Raw genomic sequence first — 19,112 nt, 5'->3', positions numbered from 1 at the left:
CGGGTAAGGATCCGTTAACCGTCGCAGCGTGTTCTGTCTTCGTTCTCAATGCGAGTCGGAGACGGGCCATGCCGAAGACGCTGACCAGGATCAGGAACGAGGGTGAGGCGGAGTCGGGCCTGCACTGTCCGGTGGAGGATATCGCCCAGGCCTATCTCACCAGCACGGCGGGGGATGCGGAGATCGCGCTCCGCTGCGCCATCACCGACGCGCTGTCCGACCTGATGCAGGCCGAGCGTCGGGCACGCGAGACCAGCCGGTTGATTTCGCGGGGTTATGTCCGCTCCGCCCTCAGGAGCTGAAGCGCGCGTCAACCAAAACGCATCGCTTGAAGCGCGCCCCCGCCGGTGCATGTACCCTCGCATCACACCGAGGACGATCATGCGCCGCCGTCTCGCCACCCTCCTGTCCGCCTTCGCCCTCGCGGCGCTGACGCATCCCGCCTCGGCCGAGTTGCGCGTGACCATCGACAAGGAGGCGCAGCGCATGAGTGTCGCGGTGGACGGCGAGACCCGGCATGTCTGGCCGGTCTCCACGGGGCTCGCCCGCTACGACACGCCGAACGGCGCCTACCGGCCGTTCCGGATGGAGAAGACGCACTTTTCCCGCGAATGGGACAACGCGCCGATGCCGCACGCGATCTTCTTCACGCCCGCCGGCCACGCGATCCACGCCACCCATCAGACCCGCCATCTCGGCCGCCCGGCCTCGCATGGCTGTGTCCGGCTCTCGCCGCGCAACGCCGCGACTTTGTTCGCGCTAGTGAGGCAGCAGGGGATGGGCGGGACGCGTGTCACCGTCGAGGGCAGCATTCATGCGCCCATCGCCGACCTCCGTCGGTCCGAACCGCAGCGTGTGGCTCGCTCCTCGGAGCGCTCACGTCGCGTCGTGTCTCAAAGCGCGCGAGACCGGGCGTGGGAGCAGGAAAACTACTACGACGCTCCGGTCACACGTGTGTCTCGCAATCCGCTTGACGAACGTAGTGGGTACGGAACGGTCCTTGTCTACGGCGACGGATACTAAGGAGGGAGAACCCCTCCCTCCCGGTCGTCAGGGACCCGATTCGGTTTCACTGCGTCTGCGACGCACCGGTCACCCGCCAGATCACCTTCCCCACATCGTCCGACACGAGCAGCGCCCTGGTCTTGTCGAGGATCACGCCCACCGGACGCCCCTGCGCCTTCTCGTCGGCGTCGAGGAAGCCTGTGAGCGCCTCGACGGGTTGGCCGGTGGGTTTGCCGTCCTTGAAGGGCACATAGATCACCTTGTATCCGCTCTTCGGGCGGCGGTTCCATGAGCCGTGCTGGGCCACGAAGAGGCCGTTTGTCCACGCCTCCGGCAGGGCCGAGCCGTTGGAGAAGGCGATGCCCAGGGACGCGGTGTGGGTGCCGACCGCGTAGTCCGGCGCGATGGCCTTGGCGACGAGGTCGGGCTTCTGCGGCGAGACCCGCTCGTCCACATGCTTGCCCCAGTAGCTGTAGGGCCAGCCATAGAAGCCACCCTCCTTTACCGAGGTGACGTAGTCGGGCACGAGGTCGCTGCCGATCTCGTCACGCTCGTTCACCGCCGTCCAGAGGGCGCCGGTGGTGGGCTCGAAGGCGAGGCCGTTGGGGTTGCGCAGGCCGGTGGCGAACTCGCGCATCTGCTTCGTGCCGATCGTGTATTCCCAGATCGCGGCGCGGCCCACCTCCTTGTCGAGACCGTTCTCGCCGACATTGCTGTTCGAGCCCACGGTGACGAAGAGTTTGGTACCATCCGGGCTCGCGATGACGTTCTTCGTCCAATGGTGGTTGATGCCGGACGGTAGCTCGACCACCCTCTCGGGCTTCGCGGTGATCTCGGTCTGGCCCTGTGCGTAGGGCACCTTCACCAGGGCATCGGCATTGGCGACGTAGAGATCGCCGCCCACCAAGGCCATGCCGAAGGGCGAGTGCAGGCCGGTGAGGAACATGTGGCGCTCCTCTGCGACCCCGTCGCCGTCCTTGTCGCGCAGGAGCACGATCCGGTCCGGGCTCGGCACGCCGGCGCCGGCCATGCTCTTCACCTTGTCGGCAACCCAGTCGGCGATGCCGGTGGAGGGGTCGTCGGTCTTGGGCTTGTTCGCCTCCGCCACCAGCACATCGCCGTTGGGCAGGAGATACATCCAGCGTGGATGGTCGAACCCGGCCGCATAGGCCGCGACCTGAAGCCCCGCGGCCGGCTTCGGCTTCGCGCCGTTCTCCCAGCGGGCGACGCGGGCGATGTTGACGGTGGGCATCAGCGTGGGGTTCGGCGCGGGGAGGGTGGGGTCGGGTCCTATTCCGGCCGAGGCTTCGAGACTGGCCTTCTCGGGGTAGACGACGAAGCGGAGGAATGCCGCTCCGCCAAGAAGCACTACGCCCAAGGCCGCAAGGCCGAGCTTCGATCGATTCCGCATGGTGGTGACCCTGTATCCGCGCCCGAGCCGGACGCCCTTCGCTCAGATTACATGGGCGAGGTGAGATTTGGCTACGGCAAGGAAGGGATCAGCCTGGGGCGGATCCCCGTCGCGCCACGGTCCGGTTCGTGACGCCATCGGGCTGGGACGGCCTCGGACGAGCGGTCTGCTCGCCCCGCACGGGCGCCCCGGCAAATCCGCCGAAATCCTCGCGGAACTGATCGATGATCTCGCCGGAGGTCTCGATGCAGCGGCCGATGTATTCCGAGAGCGCGGGGGGAGGGGCAAAGCCCTCCGCCAGGAGGCGGGTATTGTCGAAGGTCACGTCGAGTTCGCAGAACCGGTAATAGGCCTGCAGCGCCCGGAACATCGCCACCTTGATCGCCTCGTCCATGCCGAAGACCTCGGTGAAGCGCCTGTGAAGGGTCGCCCGGTCGCGGGCGGAGAATTCCTCGTAGCGGCGCGGACCCTCGGCCGGGTCGACGCGATCGAGGGTGCGGCCGAGTTCGCTCCAGCGGGTGCGGCTCACCGTGCCGGCGGAGAGGTGGTAGGTGCCGTGGGCGAGGGCGGGCCTCGCGAGCATCTCCACCAGGGTGTCGGCCACCCAGTCGGTGGGCACGATGTCGACGGTCCCGTCACGTGAGCCAGCGACGAGCCGAAGCCGGTCGCAGGCGCGGATCACCCAGAGGATGCTCGAACCCGGCCGGGCGCCCAGCGTCGAATGGCCGAGCACGATGGAGGGGCGCGCCACGATCAGGGGCAGGTCCGCGAAACCGGCCGCGAGCGACGTCTCGGCGGCGGCTTTGGACGCGCTGTAATGCACGAGATGCGCGGCGTCGGGGTCGGGGTAGCGGGTCTCGTCCACCATGGTGGGCGGCTTGCCGCCGCAGATCATCGCCGTGCTCACATGCAGGAAACGGTCGAGCCGCGGCATCCGCGCCGCGCGCCGGGCCAGGGCCAGGGTGCCGTCATGGTTGGTCCGGTGCACCTTCTCCTGCGCCCACCACGAGGTGTCGGCGGCCAGATGCAGAACCTGCGTCACGGAATCGAGACGCGGATCGGCGATCTGGTCGGCCTTGGTGAAATCGCCCGCCACGATCTCCACGCGCTGTGCCATCCGCTGGGCGTTCAGGGCACTCGTGAAGCGGCCGAGACGCGCCGCGATGCGCTGACGCCCGGCCTCCTCGTCGGAGGCGCGCACTAGGCAGACCCATTCGGCATCGGTTTTCGCCACCAGGGCGCGGTGCAGGACAGCACCGCCGATGAGCCCTGTCGCACCTGTCAGAAGAATTCGACTCACAGCACTCGCTCCAAGGACTGCACATCCGGGCGGACGTTTCGGCAGCCCAAAGATAGTTAAGGGATCGTTAACAAGATGCTGACAAGTGTATGGAAATTAATACGTAAAATTTTCCCTAGCTATGCCGGGTTCAGTCGAATCATGGTTAAGAAACATCGTTAATTTTGTATTATATCTTGCGCCGTGAGGCTGACTACGCTCGGGACCGAGGTGCATCCACCCGATTGACCGAGCCTAAACCTGTCATTGCATGACCTGCGTCCATCCACGCGAAGATCGCAGTCTGGGAAAACTCGATATCAGGTCCGCCAGGGCAACTTGCGCCACGCAGCGGGGCATCACAGGTAGGATGCGACGCGGGGCGTCCCCCCCGTTCATCGCGAGGAGCAACGACTATGGATGGCGAAGTCTACGGTGCGCTGGGGCAGCCCGGCATGGGATTGTTCATGGCCATCCTCATCGGCGCCCTGGCGGGCTGGCTCGCAGAACAGTTCACCGCCGCGAATATGGGCCTCTTCGCCAATATCGCGATGGGCATCCTCGGCGGCCTGCTGGGGAACTACCTCGCCGCCAAGCTCCACATCCCGATCTACGGCTTCTGGCGCAACCTCATCTCGGCGACCGTGGGCGCGGTCATCATCATCACCATCTACCGGGCGATCCGCGGGCGCGGCATGAGCTACTGACAGGTTCGGCGGATCGTTTCCCGATCGTTTGCGATGCGGTGGCCGAGCCATTACGTTCCGGCCTGAGCACCGGCACGTTGCCGGCGCAGCTTGCCCGGTATGCCATGGCCGTCGTCCTCGACCTCCTGCGAAACGACCAGCGCCCCCGGCACCCGGAAAAGGCGCATCGCCCCGACAACCCGATCCAGCGTAAGCCCGACTGGATCCGGGTGAAGGCACCCGGATCGCCCGGCTGGAACGCCACCCGCGCCATCGTGAAGGAGCACGGCCTCGTCACGGTCTGCGAGGAAGCGGGCTGCCCCAATATCGGCGAGTGCTGGGAGAAGAAGCACGCCACCTTCATGATCATGGGCGACACCTGCACGCGGGCCTGCGCCTTCTGCAACGTGCGCACCGGCCTGCCCAATGCCCTCGACGGGGACGAGCCGGCCAAGATCGCCGATTCGGTGGCCAAGCTCGGCCTGCATCACGTGGTGATCACGTCGGTGGACCGCGACGACCTGGCCGATGGCGGGGCGATGCATTTCTTCCGCACCATCCGGGCCATTCGCGAGCGCAGCCCCGCCACCACGATCGAGGTGCTCACCCCCGATTTCCTTCGCAAGGATGGGGCGCTGGAGCTCGTCGTGGAGGCGCGGCCCGACGTGTTCAACCACAACATGGAGACGGTGCCGGGGAATTACCTCACCGTCCGCCCCGGCGCGCGCTACTTCCATTCGGTGCGGCTGCTGCAGCGGGTGAAGGAGCTCGACCCCACCATCTTCACCAAGTCCGGCATCATGGTCGGCCTCGGCGAGGAGCGGAACGAGATCGTCCAGCTCATGGACGACCTGCGTTCGGCGGATGTGGACTTCCTCACCATCGGCCAGTACCTGCAGCCGACGAAGAAGCACCACGAGGTGAGGCGCTTCGTCCCGCCGGAAGAATTCAAGACCCTTGAAACCACGGCCTATTCCAAGGGTTTCCTCCTCGTCTCGGCGACGCCCCTGACCCGCTCCTCGCACCATGCGGGCGAGGATTTTTCTCGATTGAAGGCCGCCCGGCTCGCTCGGCTCGCGCCTGCCAACGCCTGAGGGCCGATGCCTTCCTTCCGGATCAACCGCGCGGTACGCCACTCGCCGCAGCAGATGTACGACCTCGTGGCCGATGTGGAACGCTATCCGGAATTCCTGCCGCTCTGTGAATCCCTACGCGTCCTGCGCCGCCAGCCCGGCGCGGACGGGACGGAAATTCTCGTCGCCGAGATGGGGGTCGGCTACAAGGCGATCCGCGAGCGCTTCACCACCCGCGTCACCCTCGATCCGCAGAACCACAGGATCGTCGCCGAATACATCGATGGGCCGTTCCGGCACCTCGAGAACCGCTGGGGTTTCAAGGAGAAATCTCCCGCCGGCTGCGACGTCGACTTCTTCATCAACTACGAGTTCAAGAGCCGCACCCTCGGCCTGCTCATGGGCACGATGTTCGACCGCGCCTTCCGCAAGTTCACCGATGCGTTCGAGGGCAGGGCGGACCGGGTGTACGGCGTCGCCTGACGCGCCGGTGCCCGTTCTCTGACAGGCTACTGGATCCACACATCTGCTCGACGGCCGCTTCTCTACCCATGAGGGGTCGACATGAGGCGCGACGGGCTCCCTCTCCTGGAAGGAGAGGGCTGGGGTGAGGTGAGGTCCACATCCGGATAGGTCATACACCTCACCCTGTCCCTCTCCTTCCGGGCAGGGCGATCGCATATGCCGATTTGCTCGTCGAAAATCGAATCGCAGCACCCCGTCATCCCGGGGCCGCGCAGCGGAGCCCGGGATCCAGAAACACAGGCGGTGCAGGACTTTGCACCGTCGGCGGCTCTGGATTGCACGCCTCTGGCGCGGCCGTCCGGGTCCGGGCTCGCCTCTGGCGACCCGGAATGATGGCGTGGTGCCATATGCAATCGCCCTGCCTTCCAGGAGAGCGGACCCGATCAACCCGCGAGATGTGTGGCACCGTAGATAAGACGGGCGGACAATGCCGCGCGGGGCCCTAGATACCGGGGCGCAGCGCCACCGGAGAACACCCCGTGAGACCGATCCCGATTCTCGCCCTCGCCCTCGCCTTGAATGCGGGCCTCTCCGGCTTCGCCATGGCGGACCAGCCCGGCCCCGACTGGCTGCCGATCGATCAGGTCAAGAAGGCGCTGATGGCGGAGGGCTACACCGAGATCTCGAAGCTCGAGGCCGATGACGGCCATTGGGACGGCGAGGGCATCAAGAACGGCCAAAAGATGAAGTTCGATGCCGATCCGAAGACGGGCGCGATCCTCGGCGAAGTCGCCGATTGAGAGCCGGCTTGATCGGATGTCTCAGCGGATGACGAGACCAAAGTCGATTATCCCATCAGAGCACCTCATCCTGAGGTGACGCCGCACAGCGGCGGCCTCGAAGGAGCCCCCCAGATCGCTCGATGCTGGCTGGAAGCCTCCTTCGAGGCTGCTACGCGTCACCTCAGGATGAGGTAGAGCCTTGGAAAAGCAATTGAAATAGGCGTCAATCCGTCCCGACGGGCTCCACGGCCCGGCCGAACAGCTCCAGCGCCTCTGCCACGGCCGCGCGGCGGATTTCGCCTCGGCCGAGATCGCCGTAGCGGCGCTCGATATGTCGGGTCGCGGCACCCCGGCGGGCGAGGCCGAAATGCACGAGGCCCACGGGCTTGGCCTCGCTGCCGCCGCCCGGGCCGGCGATTCCGGTGATCGAGACCGCCACATCCGCATGCGAGTGGGCGAGCGCGCCCTCCGCCATGGCGCGGGCGACGGATTTGCTCACCGCCCCATGGGTCGCGATGAGGTCGGCGGGCACACCGAGCATCTCGGTCTTGGCCTCGTTGGAATAGGTCACGAAACCGCGCTCGACCACCGCCGAGGAGCCGGGAACGGCGGTGAGCAGCCCGGCAACGAGGCCGCCGGTGCAGGATTCGGCGCAGGCCGCACGGAGGCCGGCAGCGGCATAGGCCGCCACCAGCGCCTCGGCGCGGGCGAGGAGCGCCGGGTCGTCGATCACGCCGCGTCGTCTTCCGGCAGGCGGATCGTCGCCGCCGCCTGGGCCGCGAGCCCCTCGGCGCGACCGACGAAGCCGAGCTTCTCGGTGGTCGTCGCCTTGATGGAGACCGAACTCAGCTTCACGCCGCAGATCTCCGCGATGCGGGCGCGGATGGCCTCGCGATGGGCGCCGATGCGCGGGGCTTCGGCCAGCACGGTGATATCGAGATGGTCGATCCGGCCGCCCCGGTCGCGAACGAGCTTCACCGCATGGGCCAGGAAGCGGTCGGACGAAGCGCCGCGCCATTGCTCGTCGCTGGGCGGGAAATGCGTGCCGATATCGCCGTCCGCGATCGCCCCCAGCAGGGCATCGGTGAGGGCGTGCAGCGCCACGTCCCCGTCGGAATGGGCCAGCACGCCGCGATCGGCGGGGATCTTCACGCCGCCGAGCCAGACATGGTCGCCCTCGGTGAAGGCGTGGACGTCGAAGCCGGTCCCGAGGCGGGTCACGTAGGTCGTCATGGAATCGGTCTCTGGTTCTGAAGGCAGCACATCGCTGCCGGAAAAGCCGCGGTCGGCCTCGATCAGGTCGGAGGGCTGGGTGATCTTGCGGTTGCGCGGGTCGCCCTCGAACACCACCACGTCGAGCCCGGCCCATTCGGCCAAAGCCCCGTCATCGGTGAAGCCGTGGAGGTCCGCCTCCGCCGCCTGACGATGGGCGGCGAGGAGGGGCGCGAAGGCGAAGGCCTGAGGGGTCTGGACGGCGCGCAGGGATTCGCGGGCAGGGGTCTCGCGCACCCGGCCGATACCCGGGCCGACATCCTCGACGATCTTGATCGTATCGGTGACGGCGATGCCGGGCACCGCCGCGCCATGGTCACGACCGGCGACGAGGGCACGGTCGATCAGCGCCTCGTCCACATGCGGGCGGGCCGCGTCGTGAACCAGGACGAGGCCCGGCGCGCCCGTTTCCACCGACGTTGCGGCCAGGGCTTCGAGGCCGGCCCGGACGGATTGCTGGCGCGTGGGGCCGCCTTCGACGGGCGCCGCGAGCTTGGCGCGCAGAACGGGGTCGAGTTCCGCGATGCAGGCGTGGTAGAACGAGGCCGCGTCCGCGGCGATCACGGGCTGGATCACCGCGAGGTCGGGATGGGCCGCCAGTGCGGCGAGGGTCCGGGTGAGGACCGCGCGTCCGCCGACGCTGCGATATTGCTTGGGAACGTCACCGCCGATGCGGATCCCGCGGCCGGCTGCGACGACCACCGCGGCGTTCCAGGCGGTGCCGGACATGGAAAAGTGCTCCCGCATCAGTTCGAGGTAGCGTGAATAGCTGGGGTGGTCTGTCGTTTAAGCGGGGCATAGCCTGAAATCAAATCGCGCAAGACGCTTGCGTCGCCCCGCCGATTGTCTATTTGTTGGGCACAATGAAAGCTGATGATTATTTGAGCGCTCTGCGCTCGGGCGATGGCCAGGGGCAGGCCGGCGAGAGGGCAGGCGCCGCGGCTTCGGTGCCGGTCCTGCTCGCCCCCCTGTCGGGCGTCACCGACCTGCACATGCGTCGCATCGCGCGGCGTCTGGGTGCAAGCGCCGTCGTCTCGGAAATGGTCGCCGCCGCCGAATTCGCCCGTGGGGCGGAGGAGGCGCGCCTGCGGGCCGAGGGGAGCGGTGTCGATCCCCATGTGGTCCAGCTCGCCGGTTGCCGTCCCGATTCGATGGCGGAGGCCGCGCGTTTGGCCGAGGCGAACGGCGCCGACGTCATCGACATCAATATGGGCTGCCCGGCCAAGACCGTCACCGGCGGGGAGGCGGGCTCCGCCCTGATGCGCGACATCGAGGGGGCCACGCGCATCCTCGCCGCCGTCCGCGCGGCGGTCACGATCCCGGTCACCGTGAAGATGCGCCTCGGCTGGGACCATGCGAGCCTCAACGCCCCCGATCTCGCCCGGCGCGCCCAGGGCCTCGGCCTCGCGGCGGTGACGGTGCACGGGCGCACCCGCCAGCAATTCTACAAGGGCCAGGCCGATTGGGCCGCCATCCGCGCCGTGGTGGACGCGGTCTCGATCCCGGTCATCGCCAATGGCGACGTCGTCGATCTCGCCGGCGCGCGGGCCTGCCTCGCCGCCTCGGGCGCTGCCGGGTTGATGATCGGGCGTGCGGCCGTGGGTCGTCCCTGGCTCGTGGGCGAGATCGCCGCCGGTCTCGCGGGTCGGGCACCGCGTTCCCTCGACGCCGCGGAGAAGGCCGCCCTGGCCCTCGAGCATTACCAGGGGCTGATAGCGCTCTACGGCCCCGCCATGGGCGTGCGCCACGCGCGCAAGCATCTGGCGGCCTATGTGGACGATGTCGGCGCCCTCGGCCCGGATGACCGGACACGGCTTCTCACCACGACCGACCCGACAATCGCGGCCGACCTTCTCCTGAGGGCGATGCGGCCCCTGCGCGAACCGTCCATCACCGAGGAGGCAGCGTGAGCGCAGACAAGGACTATGGCGGAAGGACCCGCCCATTGCCTTCGAGTGAGGCGGTGATCAACGCGCTGCCGCTGCCGGTTCTGACCATCGGCGCGGATGACCGCATCCTTCACGTGAACCACGCGGGGGAGACGTTCTTCGACCATTCCGCCCGGTTGATGCAGCGCCGGCACTTGCGCGACATCATCCCGTTCTCGTCCCCGATCAGCGCTCTCGTGGCCGAAGTGCGCCGCCGCAAGGCGAGCGTCAGCGAATACGGCGTCGAACTGGTTCAGCCGCGCTCCGGCCTGGAGCGCAATGTCGACGTCTTCGCGACCCCCCTCGGCGACGAGGAGGACGCGGTGGTGATGATGCTGCAGGAGCGCACCATCGCCGACAAGATGAACCGGCAGCTCACCCATCGCGGCGCCGCCCGCTCGATGATCGCGCTGGGCGCCATGCTCGCCCACGAGATCAAGAACCCGCTCGCTGGCATCCGCGGGGCGGCTCAGCTCCTCGAACAATCGGGCACCGAGGACGACCGGCTGCTGACTCGGTTGATCTGCGACGAATCCGACCGGATCGTCCGCATCGTCGAGCGCATGGAGCTGTTCGGCGACGAACGCCCGGTCGAACGCGGGCCCGTCAACGTGCACGGCGTGCTCGATCAGGTGAAGCGCTCGGCCCAGTCGGGCTTCGCGCGTCACATCCGCTTCGTCGAGACCTACGACCCGTCGCTGCCGCCGGTCCTCGGCAATCGCGATCAGTTGATCCAGGTCATCCTCAACCTTGTGAAGAACGCCGCCGAGGCCATCGGCGCCGATGCGGTGGACGGCGAGATCACCCTCTCCACCGCCTTCCGTACGGGGCTGAAGATGCAGGTTCCGGGCTCGCGCGAGCGGGTCAGCCTGCCCATCGAAGTCGCGGTGCGGGATAACGGGCCGGGGGTTTCGGCCGAGCTTCTGCCGGACCTGTTCGACCCGTTCGTGACCACCAAAGCCCAGGGGTCCGGCCTCGGACTTGCATTGGCTGCCAAGATCATCGGCGATCACGGTGGCATCGTCGAATGCGATCCGGTGCCGCGCCGCACCACTTTCCGTCTCCTCCTTCCCATGTCGAGCGCCCGAGACGGGCGCGAATCGGTCGTGGAGCAATAGAGTCGCGTAATGCCCAACGGCCACATCATCGTCGCGGACGACGACGCTGCGATCCGCACCGTCCTCAACCAGGCCCTGTCACGGGCGGGCTACGAAGTCCGCTCGACGGGCAACTGCGCCACGCTCTGGCGCTGGGTCGCGCAAGGGGAGGGCGATCTCGTCATCACCGACGTGATGATGCCGGATGAGAACGTGTTCGACCTGCTGCCGCGCATCAAGCGCGTCCGGCCGGAACTGCCGATCATCGTCATGAGCGCGCAGAACACGTTCATGACCGCGATCCGCGCCTCGGAGCGCGGGGCCTACGAATACCTGCCCAAGCCCTTCGACCTGAAGGAGCTCATCGCCATCGTCGGCCGGGCGCTCTCGCGGCCGCGCGGCACGCCCGCCCCCGGCGCCGATCCGGGCAACGAGGACATCCCGCTGGTCGGCCGTTCGCCGGCGATGCAGGAGATCTACCGGGCCCTCGCCCGCCTCATGCCCACCGACCTCACGGTGATGATCACCGGCGAGTCGGGCACCGGTAAGGAGCTGGTGGCCCGCGCGCTGCACGATTACGGCCGTCGCCGCTCCGGGCCGTTCGTGCCGGTGAACATGGCGGCGATCCCGCGCGACCTCATCGAATCCGAACTCTTCGGCCACGAGAAGGGCGCCTTCACCGGCGCGCTCTCGCGCTCGGCCGGGCGGTTCGAGCAGGCGGAGGGCGGCACGCTCTTCCTCGACGAGATCGGCGACATGCCGATGGAGGCCCAGACCCGCCTGCTGCGCGTGCTGCAACAAGGCGAGTACACCACGGTCGGCGGCCGGGTCCCGATCAAGACCAATGTCCGCATCATCGCGGCCACCAACAAGGACCTGCGCGTCTCGATTCAGCAGGGCATCTTCCGCGAGGATCTGTTCTTCCGCCTGAACGTCGTGCCGCTGCGCCTGCCGGCGCTGCGCGAGCGCTCGGAGGACGTGCCGGACCTGATCCGTCACTTCTTCATCCTGGTGGAGAAGGAGGGTCTCAGCCGCAAGCAGCTCGACGGCGAGGCGATGGAGCGCCTGAAGCGCTATCGCTGGCCCGGCAATGTGCGCGAACTCGAGAACCTCGTCCGCCGCCTCGCCGCCCTGTATCCGCAGGAAACGATTACCGGCCCGGTCATCGAGGCCGAGCTCGACACGCTGCCGCTGGCGCAGCCACAGGCCAACGGGTCCGGTGCGCGCAAGGCCGGCGCGGCGGACAACGAGACGCTGTCGGCCGCGGTGGAGCGGCATCTCGCCGAGTATTTCAGCGGTTATCGCGACACGCTGCCCCCTCCCGGCCTCTACCACCGAATCCTGCGCGAGATCGAAGGCCCGCTGATCGGCGCGGCGCTCGCCGCCACGCGCGGCAACCAGATCCGCGCGGCGGAACTGCTCGGCGTCAATCGCAACACCCTGCGCAAGAAGGTGCGGGACCTCGACCTTCAGGTCTTCCGCAACGCACGGTGAGCCCGCGCGACACGTCCGGCGAACCAGGGGACCTGTTCCATTTCAGCGAAGACCCGGCGATCCGGGTCTTCGCGCCGCGCCCCGTCCGCGTCGGCGTGGATCGCGGGCAGGCGGGAGCCTGGCTGAACGGCCCCCTGGTCTGGGCGATCGATGCAGCCCACAGCCTGCTCTACCTCTTCCCGCGCGACTGCCCCCGGATCGTGATCTGGCCGACCGAACGGACCACGCCGGAGGACCGGCGGGCCTGGTTCGGCGACGTCACCGACCGCGCCGTCGCCTATGTGGAGGAGGCCTGGTCGGAGAGGATCGCGACCGCCGCGATCCAACGCTACCGGATGCCGGCCGAGACCTTCGAGCCCACCGGCGAGCCCGGCACCTGGGTCTCTCGAAGCCCGGTCGTCCCTGTTGGCCACGACACGATCCGGGACCTCCCCGCCGCGATGAAGGCGCAAGGCGTCGAACTCCGCCCCCTCCCGCGCCTCACCCCCCTGGCGCCGATCTGGCGCTCCACCCTGCACGCGAGCGGCATCCGCTTGAGGAACGCGCAGGCCTGGGTCACGCCGGAGGGCGGACCGCCGAGGCCGATCGCACTTCCTCTTGCGCGGTAAGGAAATGCTCGGGTTGACCGGAACGGCTGGTCAAACAACAACTTCTGGCCCCACAAGAATGGCGCAAGGCAATATTTACAATAAATTTCTGTACATACTAAAAATTATAGATTGCCATTTGCGATTCATAATCAGTCAAAACATAATATAACTGTCGCTATTACGCGTTGTGAAGAAACTTTTCACAATCAATTTAATAACTATTCGGTCATTATATTGTTTTTATAGATATCTATATAGACACATACGGAGAAATGTCACTTAATTAACGCGGAACGGCAAATCACAACAAACACTTCCTAAGTGTGATGTTGGCGCCACTCGATAAAGTTCAAAAAACCATTATTCGATCGCCTGACGCGTTTGTCCGAGGAGAGAACGTTTGGCCGAGGATCATGGTCGCTCTCCTTTCCGGACATGGCTTTCGATCTCGGTGCTCGGCATCGCCGCGTTCACGATGGTCTCGACTGAATTCGCCCCGATCGGGCTGATGTCGCAGATGGCTGGCGATCTCGGCGAATCCCAGGCCACGATCGGCCTCACGGTCACCCTCTACGCCTGGTTCGGAGCCCTCAGCGGTCTTCTCGCGCCGACACTTGTCGGACGCGTCCCGCGCAAAGCTCTCCTGATCGGATTGATGCTCGTCATCGCCGCGTCGAACGCGATCGCGCTCAGGTCGCCGTCCCTGGAGGCGCTGTTCCTCGCCCGCCTCGTCGGGTCCGTGGCACACGGCATCTTCTGGGCGACGGTCGCCGCCTTTGCCATGGACATCGCCCCGCCTCACCGAACGGGGCTGGCGACCTCCATCGTCTTCGGCGGCATTTCCGTCGCCACGGTCATGGGTGTTCCGGCGGTGAACATGGCGGGGCAGGTGATGGGATGGCGCGGAGCCTTCGGCGCGCTTGGGCTGCTCGGTCTGCTCACGGCCGTTTCGATGATGGTGACGCTTCCGAACCTGGCGACATCGGCGCGCGGCCGGGAGGCGACGCTCGCCGATGCCATCGGTCAGCGGACGCTCCGCCCGATCTACGCCATCACCGCGCTGATCGGGGCGGTTCATTTCTCGGCCTACACCTTTGCCGAACCGTATATCGCCGCGCTTCCGGGCATCCTGCCGACGACGGTCCCGATTTTCCTCTTCGCCTTCGGTGCGGCAGGGCTTCTGGGCAGCGTTCTCGGCGCGTTGTTGATCGATCGTTTCCTGCGCGAGGTCATCCTGTGTGCGCTCACGGCGATGGGAATGGCCCTGATCCTCATGGGAACGTCGAGCACGGTCCTCGGTCTTCTCGGCGTCGGAGCATGCCTCGTGGTCTGGGGCGCGGCGATCTCGATGCTTTTCGCGACGTTGCAGACCTGGATTCTGAAGGCAGCCGGCCCGTTGGCAACGCCGGCGGCAGCCGTTCACACGGCCGTCCTGAACGCGGCGATCGGCATCGGCGCCATGGCGGGATCCGCCCTGCTCGATCGATGGGGTCCCTTCACCGTCATGCTCGGTGCCGGGATCGGCGCGATCCTGACACTGGGCTTCGCCCTCATCCCGCAGGGACGGAGGAGACAGACCATTTGAAGAATTCCCCGCCCGACACAGCGCCCGTCATTCGCATCGCGGCAGCGTTGATCTTCGATTCGCACGGCCGAACGCTCCTCGTTCGAAAGCGAGGGTCCTCGTTCTTCATGCAGGCGGGAGGAAAGATCGAGCCGGGAGAAACCCCGCTCGCGGCTTTGGCGCGAGAGCTGAAGGAAGAGCTGGGCGTGGAGCTTCCGTCCGAAGCATCCTATCTCGGCCGCTTCATCGCGGAAGCCGCGAACGAAGACGGCCACTGGGTGGACGCCGAACTTTACGGCTTCGACCTCGAACAGCCCGTCTCTCCCGCAGCCGAAATCGAAGAGGTGGCCTGGGTTTCCGAGACGACGCTGCCAACGATCGAGCTTGCCCCCCTGACAGCCAACCAGATCATTCCGCTGGCCCGGCGAATGCACCTGTCAAAGTTGTAAATCTCACTTCATCGAACAGACAAAAATCGATGGGCGCCATACGGCAAAGCGCGGGCGGGTTTCCCCGTCCGCGCTTCGAAAGATCAATCCAGCCGCGAGGGTCAGGACGTGGGTGTCAGGCCATGGCGGGCTTGGCCGTCATGGCCCGCGTCTCGCCGAGACCGAGCCAGTTCCGGCGCATGGGCTTGAGGACGAAGTAGGCGAGGATCGCGGTCAGCACGTCGAGGGTGATGATGATCGCGAAGACCGGGAGCCAGGAGCCCTGGACCAGGTAGATCCAGGCGGCGATCGGTCCGCCGAAGAGCGAGCCGATGCCCTGCGCCATGTAGAGGAAGCCGTAATTGGTGGTGGCGTGCTTGGTGCCGAACGTGTCGGTGAGGATCGAGGGGAACAGCGAGAAGATCTCGCCCCAGGCGAAGAACACGACGCCCGAAAGCAGGGCGAAGGCGTAAGCGTTCTCGCGGAAGACGAGGAGCAGCGCGATGGCCACCGCCTCGGCGGCAAACGCGATGCCCATCGTGTTCTCACGGCCGATCTTGTCCGACACCCAGCCGAAGAAGGGCCGGGTGAGGCCGTTGGTGATGCGGTCGAAGGTCAGGGCGAAGGGCAGGGCCACGAAGCCGAAGATGATCGCGTCGGCCACGCCGAAGTCGCGGGCGAAGGAGGCGAAGTTCGCCACCACCATCAGGCCGCCGGTGGACATCATCGTCATCATCGCGAACATCAGCCAGAACAGAGGCGTCTTCAGCATCTCCTTCGGGGCGGTGTCGTGGACACAGGTCGAGAGGTTGCGGGCCGGGGCCGGCAGGACCTCGTCGGCGCGGGGAGCCCTCAGGCCGAGGGCGGCCAGTGCGCCGATGACGCCGAGGATGATGCCGAACACCGTCAGCGTGTGGCGGTAGCCCGAGGCGGTGAGCATGTCGCTGATGGGGAAGGTGCTCAGCATCGCGCCCATGCCGTAGCCGGCGGCGACTACGCCCACGGCGAAGCCCCGGCGATCGGGAAACCACTTCACCATCAGGCCGACGATGCCGACATAGACGATGCCGGTGCCGAGACCGCAGAACAGGCCGTAGGTGGCATAGACGCCCCAGAGCGTGTCGACGCGGGCGGCCAGCACCCAGCCGAGGCCCGAGAGGATGGCGCCCAGCGCGATCATCAGCTTGGGACTGAACCGGTCGATCAGGTAGCCCTGGACCGGCGAGAAGAAGGTCTGCAGCACGATCAGGATCGTGAAGGTCCATTGCAGCTGCGGCAGGCTCGCGCCCGTCGTCGCGATCAGCGGCTTGGTGAACAGGGTCCAGACGTATTGCGGGCTGGAGATCGCCATCATGGCCACGAGGCCGAGGCCGAGTTGTATCCAGCGCTGCCGGGAAAGATTCGTATCCATTATGCACTCCATGCTGCGGGCACGGAGACGCAAAGTGTATACCAATTGAACCGACGGGGTCGTCAGCCTGTGGCGGAGACCAGCCAGCAACCCGCATTCAGGGCGACGCCCCCCGAGACGGTGCGCGTCGCGAAGTCGTCGCTCACCCTGCGCAGGGCCTCCACGCGGATCGATGCCGGCTGATCACGCAGGAGTCGGGAGACGGGGCCGAGCTCGGTGGCGAAATCCGCGGCGGCCTCCGCCGCGGTGGGGCCCACGCCGTCACCGGACCGGGCGAGGGTGAGCGGGCGGTCGACGGCCTCGACGGTGATGTCACAGAAGCCGGCCTCCGCCAGCACGGCACGAATGGTCTCCGCTTCGGCGAAGCGGAACGGCCCGGGCGCGTCCGGCGAGCCCGGCTCGGGTTCCGGCACGAGGGGTAGGACGAGCTCCCTCGGCACGGTGATCCAGGGATTGTCCTCGATCCGCCGCCAGCACAGGAAGGTCATACTACCGCCGGGAACCAGGGCCTTGCGGATGTTGGCGAAGGCGGCGGCGGAATCGTCGAAGAACATGATTCCGAAGCGCGAGATCGCGTGTTCGAAAACCGCCGCGCCGAAATCGTGGCTCTGCGCGTCCGCCTCGATGAACGCGATCGGCGCGCTGGCGGAAGCCTCGGTTCCGGCTCGCTCGCGCGCGACGGCGAGCAGGGGCGCGGAGAGATCGGCCGCCACCACACGTCCCCCGGCACCGAGATGCCGCGCGGCGGCGATGGCGCAATCACCGGCGCCGCAGCCGATATCCAGCACCGAGCTGTCCACCCGAAGGCGTGCCGCATCGAGCAACGCGGTGGTGAGGGGCGCGAAGACAGCGTCGATCCGGCGCTGGTTGCGGGCCCAGCGCGCCCCGACCTCGCCGTTCCAGTATTCGCGCTGGGTGATCGCGCCATCCGCCATCATGAACCGTCCGGTCTCTGGGTCTCGATCGTCCGATCCCCGGCGGGGACCCGTCTCACAGGCCGGCCGATCCGCCATCCGAGCGCGGATCGTGGACCGCCTCGATCCGCCCGTTGCCGGGATGGCGGACCAGCATGCCGGCATGGCCCAGGGAATCGATGTAGGCACCACCGAGTTCCTCGATCTCATGGCCCATCGAGCGCAGCTCGGCGATGCAGGCCGGATCGAACCGGTCCTCCACCTTCACGCTCAACGATTCGGCCCCCCATGTGCGCCCGTAGAGCAGGCGCGGCGCGTCGACGGCCTCGGCCGGGCTCATGCCGTAATCGGCATACCGCGAAAAAATCTGGGCCTGGAATTGCGGTTGCCCGTCGCCGCCCATGCTGCCGTAGGACATCACGCGGCCGTCGTCGAAGGCGGCCAATCCGGGGATCAGGGTGTGGAACGGCCGGCGCCCCGGCTCCAGCGGGTTCACCGCGCCCTTGTCCAGGGAGAACGAGGTGCCGCGGTTCTGCCAATGGATGCCGGTCTTCGGCAGGACGATCCCCGAACCGTATTCCCAGTAGATCGACTGGATGTAGGAGACGGCCAGACCGTCCTTGTCGATGGCGCCCATCCACACGGTGTCGCCGTCGCCCGGTCCCCGGAGGGGCACGGAGGCGGCGCGGCGCATATCGATCTGGGCCGCCTCGCGGTCGAGGCGCTCCGGGGTGAGGAAGCTCGTCGGATCGACGCTCAGCCGGTCGTAATCGGTGACCGTGCGGTCGCGGATGGCGAAGGCGCGCTTCGTCGCCTCGATCAGCCCGTGATACTGCGCCGTGCTCTCGGGCCGCGAAATCTTCAGCCGGTCGAAGATGCCGAGGATGATGAGCGCGGCGAGGCCCTGGGTGGGCGGCGGGAAGTTGTAAAGCGTCGCGTCGCGACGGCGCAGCGACAGGGCCGCCCGCTCTCGCGGCGCGTAGGCTTCGAGATCGGCCCGCGTCACCGGCGAACCGAGGCGGTCGAGATCGGCGGCGATCTCGCGGCCGAGGTCGCCGCGATAGAAATCGTCGAGCCCGGCATGAGCCAGCTGTTCGAGCGTATCGGCGAGGGCCGGCAGGCGGCGCGTGGCGCCAGCGGCGAAGGGCTTGCCCCCGTCGAGGAAGGTCTGCGCGAAACCCGGCTGGTCGTGCAGCGTGTCGATCTCCTTCGGCACGTAGCGCGCCTCGGAGGGCGACACCGCGCAGCCCTGGCGCGCGTGTCGGATCGCATCCGACAGCAAGGTCTCGAGGGGAAGCCGGCCGCCCAGCGCCTTGGCGAGGTCGAGAGCCAGACGCCAGCCGCCGATGGCGCCGGCCACGGTGAGCGCCGCATCCGGCCCGCGCGAGGGGATCGTCTCATGGCCCTGGCTGCGATAGCGAGCGACCGTGGCGAGAGACCCGGCCGGACCGCAGGCCTCGATGCCGCGCACCCGGCCGCCCGGTTCGCGAACCAGCCAGAACCCGTCGCCGCCGATGCCGTTCATATGCGGATAGACCACGGCGATGGTCGCCGCCATGGCCGCCATCGCCTCGATGGCGTTGCCGCCTTGCGCCAGAACGGTCTGTCCGGCAGTGGCGGCCAGGTGGTGAGGCGCGGCAACGGCGGCGGAGGAATAGACGGGCGTCTCGGGCATCGCGAACTCGGTGTGAGGAAAGGCGTGAGGATAATGTA

Annotated in this window: 19 protein-coding genes; 12 read left to right on the top strand and 7 right to left on the bottom strand. The window is 67.2% G+C overall.

Translation table 11 applies throughout. From position 1 onward, the window contains the following. Positions 1-68: 68 nt before the first annotated feature. Together RQI43_RS01350 and RQI43_RS01345 are read left to right on the top strand one after the other, a co-directional pair. On the top strand, positions 69-302 hold the full coding sequence (locus tag RQI43_RS01350) for a hypothetical protein (RefSeq protein ID WP_311273964.1): 234 nt from the start codon (positions 69-71) through the stop codon (positions 300-302). Between the two features lie 79 nt (positions 303-381). Next, complete coding sequence (locus RQI43_RS01345) at positions 382-1,023, top strand: L,D-transpeptidase (protein WP_311273963.1); 642 nt, start codon at positions 382-384, stop codon at positions 1,021-1,023. 46 nt (positions 1,024-1,069) lie between these two features. Here the strand turns inward: RQI43_RS01345 and RQI43_RS01340 are convergent, their stop codons facing one another. Both RQI43_RS01340 and RQI43_RS01335 read right to left on the bottom strand, forming a co-directional pair. Further along, entirely contained in the window at positions 1,070-2,416 is a 1,347-nt protein-coding gene (locus tag RQI43_RS01340; RefSeq protein WP_311273962.1) for a sorbosone dehydrogenase family protein, read from the bottom strand. Positions 2,417-2,504: 88 nt separating this feature from the next. Further along, the gene (locus RQI43_RS01335) at positions 2,505-3,716 is read right to left on the bottom strand and encodes an SDR family oxidoreductase (protein WP_311273961.1); all 1,212 of its coding nucleotides are present in this window, start codon (positions 3,714-3,716) and stop codon (positions 2,505-2,507) included. A gap of 395 nt (positions 3,717-4,111) precedes the next feature. On the opposite strand from RQI43_RS01335, the gene RQI43_RS01330 reads away from it, so the two are divergent. The 4 genes from RQI43_RS01330 to RQI43_RS01315 all read left to right on the top strand — a co-directional run bounded on the left by RQI43_RS01330 (position 4,112) and on the right by RQI43_RS01315 (position 6,719). Further along, entirely contained in the window at positions 4,112-4,402 is a 291-nt protein-coding gene (locus RQI43_RS01330; RefSeq protein ID WP_056433378.1) for a GlsB/YeaQ/YmgE family stress response membrane protein, read from the top strand. A 104-nt stretch (positions 4,403-4,506) separates the two neighbouring features. Then, positions 4,507-5,475: a lipoyl synthase gene (lipA, locus tag RQI43_RS01325; protein ID WP_311274100.1), complete on the top strand. Its 969-nt coding sequence runs from the start codon at positions 4,507-4,509 to the stop codon at positions 5,473-5,475. A gap of 6 nt (positions 5,476-5,481) precedes the next feature. Continuing rightward, positions 5,482-5,937, top strand: coding sequence for a type II toxin-antitoxin system RatA family toxin (locus RQI43_RS01320; RefSeq protein ID WP_311273960.1), 456 nt, complete (start codon positions 5,482-5,484; stop codon positions 5,935-5,937). Between the two features lie 521 nt (positions 5,938-6,458). After that, positions 6,459-6,719 (top strand): PepSY domain-containing protein, encoded by a 261-nt coding sequence (locus tag RQI43_RS01315; protein WP_311273959.1) that lies wholly within the window; start codon positions 6,459-6,461, stop codon positions 6,717-6,719. A gap of 205 nt (positions 6,720-6,924) precedes the next feature. Here the strand turns inward: RQI43_RS01315 and RQI43_RS01310 are convergent, their stop codons facing one another. Next, positions 6,925-7,434 (bottom strand): CinA family protein, encoded by a 510-nt coding sequence (locus tag RQI43_RS01310; protein WP_311273958.1) that lies wholly within the window; start codon positions 7,432-7,434, stop codon positions 6,925-6,927. After that, positions 7,431-8,702 (bottom strand): bifunctional 2-C-methyl-D-erythritol 4-phosphate cytidylyltransferase/2-C-methyl-D-erythritol 2,4-cyclodiphosphate synthase, encoded by a 1,272-nt coding sequence (locus RQI43_RS01305; RefSeq protein ID WP_311273957.1) that lies wholly within the window; start codon positions 8,700-8,702, stop codon positions 7,431-7,433. The genes RQI43_RS01310 and RQI43_RS01305 overlap by 4 nt, the downstream gene beginning before the upstream one ends. Positions 8,703-8,836: 134 nt before the next feature. Here RQI43_RS01305 and dusB point away from each other — a divergent pair, with 134 nt between their 5' ends. From dusB to RQI43_RS01275, 6 genes are all read left to right on the top strand, one after another. Then, positions 8,837-9,883: a tRNA dihydrouridine synthase DusB gene (dusB, locus tag RQI43_RS01300; RefSeq protein ID WP_311273956.1), complete on the top strand. Its 1,047-nt coding sequence runs from the start codon at positions 8,837-8,839 to the stop codon at positions 9,881-9,883. Further along, positions 9,880-11,019: a nitrogen regulation protein NR(II) gene (locus RQI43_RS01295; RefSeq protein ID WP_056433362.1), complete on the top strand. Its 1,140-nt coding sequence runs from the start codon at positions 9,880-9,882 to the stop codon at positions 11,017-11,019. The genes dusB and RQI43_RS01295 overlap by 4 nt, the downstream gene beginning before the upstream one ends. A 9-nt stretch (positions 11,020-11,028) precedes the next feature. Further along, positions 11,029-12,492: a nitrogen regulation protein NR(I) gene (gene ntrC / locus RQI43_RS01290; protein ID WP_056157473.1), complete on the top strand. Its 1,464-nt coding sequence runs from the start codon at positions 11,029-11,031 to the stop codon at positions 12,490-12,492. Next, a complete protein-coding gene (locus RQI43_RS01285) occupies positions 12,489-13,100 on the top strand; it encodes a DUF6886 family protein (protein ID WP_311273955.1) in 612 nt (203 codons plus the stop codon). Before ntrC ends, RQI43_RS01285 begins: the two co-directional genes overlap by 4 nt. Before the next feature lie 382 nt (positions 13,101-13,482). Beyond that, a complete protein-coding gene (locus RQI43_RS01280; protein WP_311273954.1) occupies positions 13,483-14,667 on the top strand; it encodes an MFS transporter in 1,185 nt (394 codons plus the stop codon). Next, positions 14,664-15,095, top strand: a complete 432-nt coding sequence (locus RQI43_RS01275; RefSeq protein WP_056433356.1) for an NUDIX domain-containing protein — start codon at positions 14,664-14,666, stop codon at positions 15,093-15,095. The genes RQI43_RS01280 and RQI43_RS01275 overlap by 4 nt, the downstream gene beginning before the upstream one ends. Before the next feature lie 115 nt (positions 15,096-15,210). On the opposite strand, the gene oxlT is transcribed toward RQI43_RS01275, so the two are convergent. From oxlT to RQI43_RS01260, 3 genes are all read right to left on the bottom strand, one after another. Continuing rightward, entirely contained in the window at positions 15,211-16,485 is a 1,275-nt protein-coding gene (gene oxlT / locus RQI43_RS01270; RefSeq protein WP_056452811.1) for an oxalate/formate MFS antiporter, read from the bottom strand. A gap of 62 nt (positions 16,486-16,547) precedes the next feature. Then, entirely contained in the window at positions 16,548-17,423 is an 876-nt protein-coding gene (locus RQI43_RS01265; RefSeq protein WP_311273953.1) for a class I SAM-dependent methyltransferase, read from the bottom strand. A 52-nt stretch (positions 17,424-17,475) separates the two neighbouring features. After that, a complete protein-coding gene (locus RQI43_RS01260; protein WP_311273952.1) occupies positions 17,476-19,074 on the bottom strand; it encodes a gamma-glutamyltransferase family protein in 1,599 nt (532 codons plus the stop codon). Positions 19,075-19,112 lie beyond the last annotated feature (38 nt).

This window comes from Methylobacterium sp. WCS2018Hpa-22, assembly GCF_031843785.1.
Taxonomy (GTDB): domain Bacteria; phylum Pseudomonadota; class Alphaproteobacteria; order Rhizobiales; family Beijerinckiaceae; genus Methylobacterium.
This window is presented reverse-complemented; position numbering and strand designations above follow the sequence as displayed.

Coding starts and splice junctions, on each gene's coding strand:
- RQI43_RS01350 (WP_311273964.1), top strand. CDS start 69: ATGCCGAAGACGCTGACCAGGATCAGGAACGAGGGTGAGGCGGAGTCG.
- RQI43_RS01345 (WP_311273963.1), top strand. CDS start 382: ATGCGCCGCCGTCTCGCCACCCTCCTGTCCGCCTTCGCCCTCGCGGCG.
- RQI43_RS01340 (WP_311273962.1), bottom strand. CDS start 2,416: ATGCGGAATCGATCGAAGCTCGGCCTTGCGGCCTTGGGCGTAGTGCTT.
- RQI43_RS01330 (WP_056433378.1), top strand. CDS start 4,112: ATGGATGGCGAAGTCTACGGTGCGCTGGGGCAGCCCGGCATGGGATTG.
- lipA (WP_311274100.1), top strand. CDS start 4,507: ATGGCCGTCGTCCTCGACCTCCTGCGAAACGACCAGCGCCCCCGGCAC.
- RQI43_RS01320 (WP_311273960.1), top strand. CDS start 5,482: ATGCCTTCCTTCCGGATCAACCGCGCGGTACGCCACTCGCCGCAGCAG.
- RQI43_RS01305 (WP_311273957.1), bottom strand. CDS start 8,702: ATGTCCGGCACCGCCTGGAACGCCGCGGTGGTCGTCGCAGCCGGCCGC.
- dusB (WP_311273956.1), top strand. CDS start 8,837: ATGAAAGCTGATGATTATTTGAGCGCTCTGCGCTCGGGCGATGGCCAG.
- ntrC (WP_056157473.1), top strand. CDS start 11,029: ATGCCCAACGGCCACATCATCGTCGCGGACGACGACGCTGCGATCCGC.
- oxlT (WP_056452811.1), bottom strand. CDS start 16,485: ATGGATACGAATCTTTCCCGGCAGCGCTGGATACAACTCGGCCTCGGC.
- RQI43_RS01265 (WP_311273953.1), bottom strand. CDS start 17,423: ATGATGGCGGATGGCGCGATCACCCAGCGCGAATACTGGAACGGCGAG.
- RQI43_RS01260 (WP_311273952.1), bottom strand. CDS start 19,074: ATGCCCGAGACGCCCGTCTATTCCTCCGCCGCCGTTGCCGCGCCTCAC.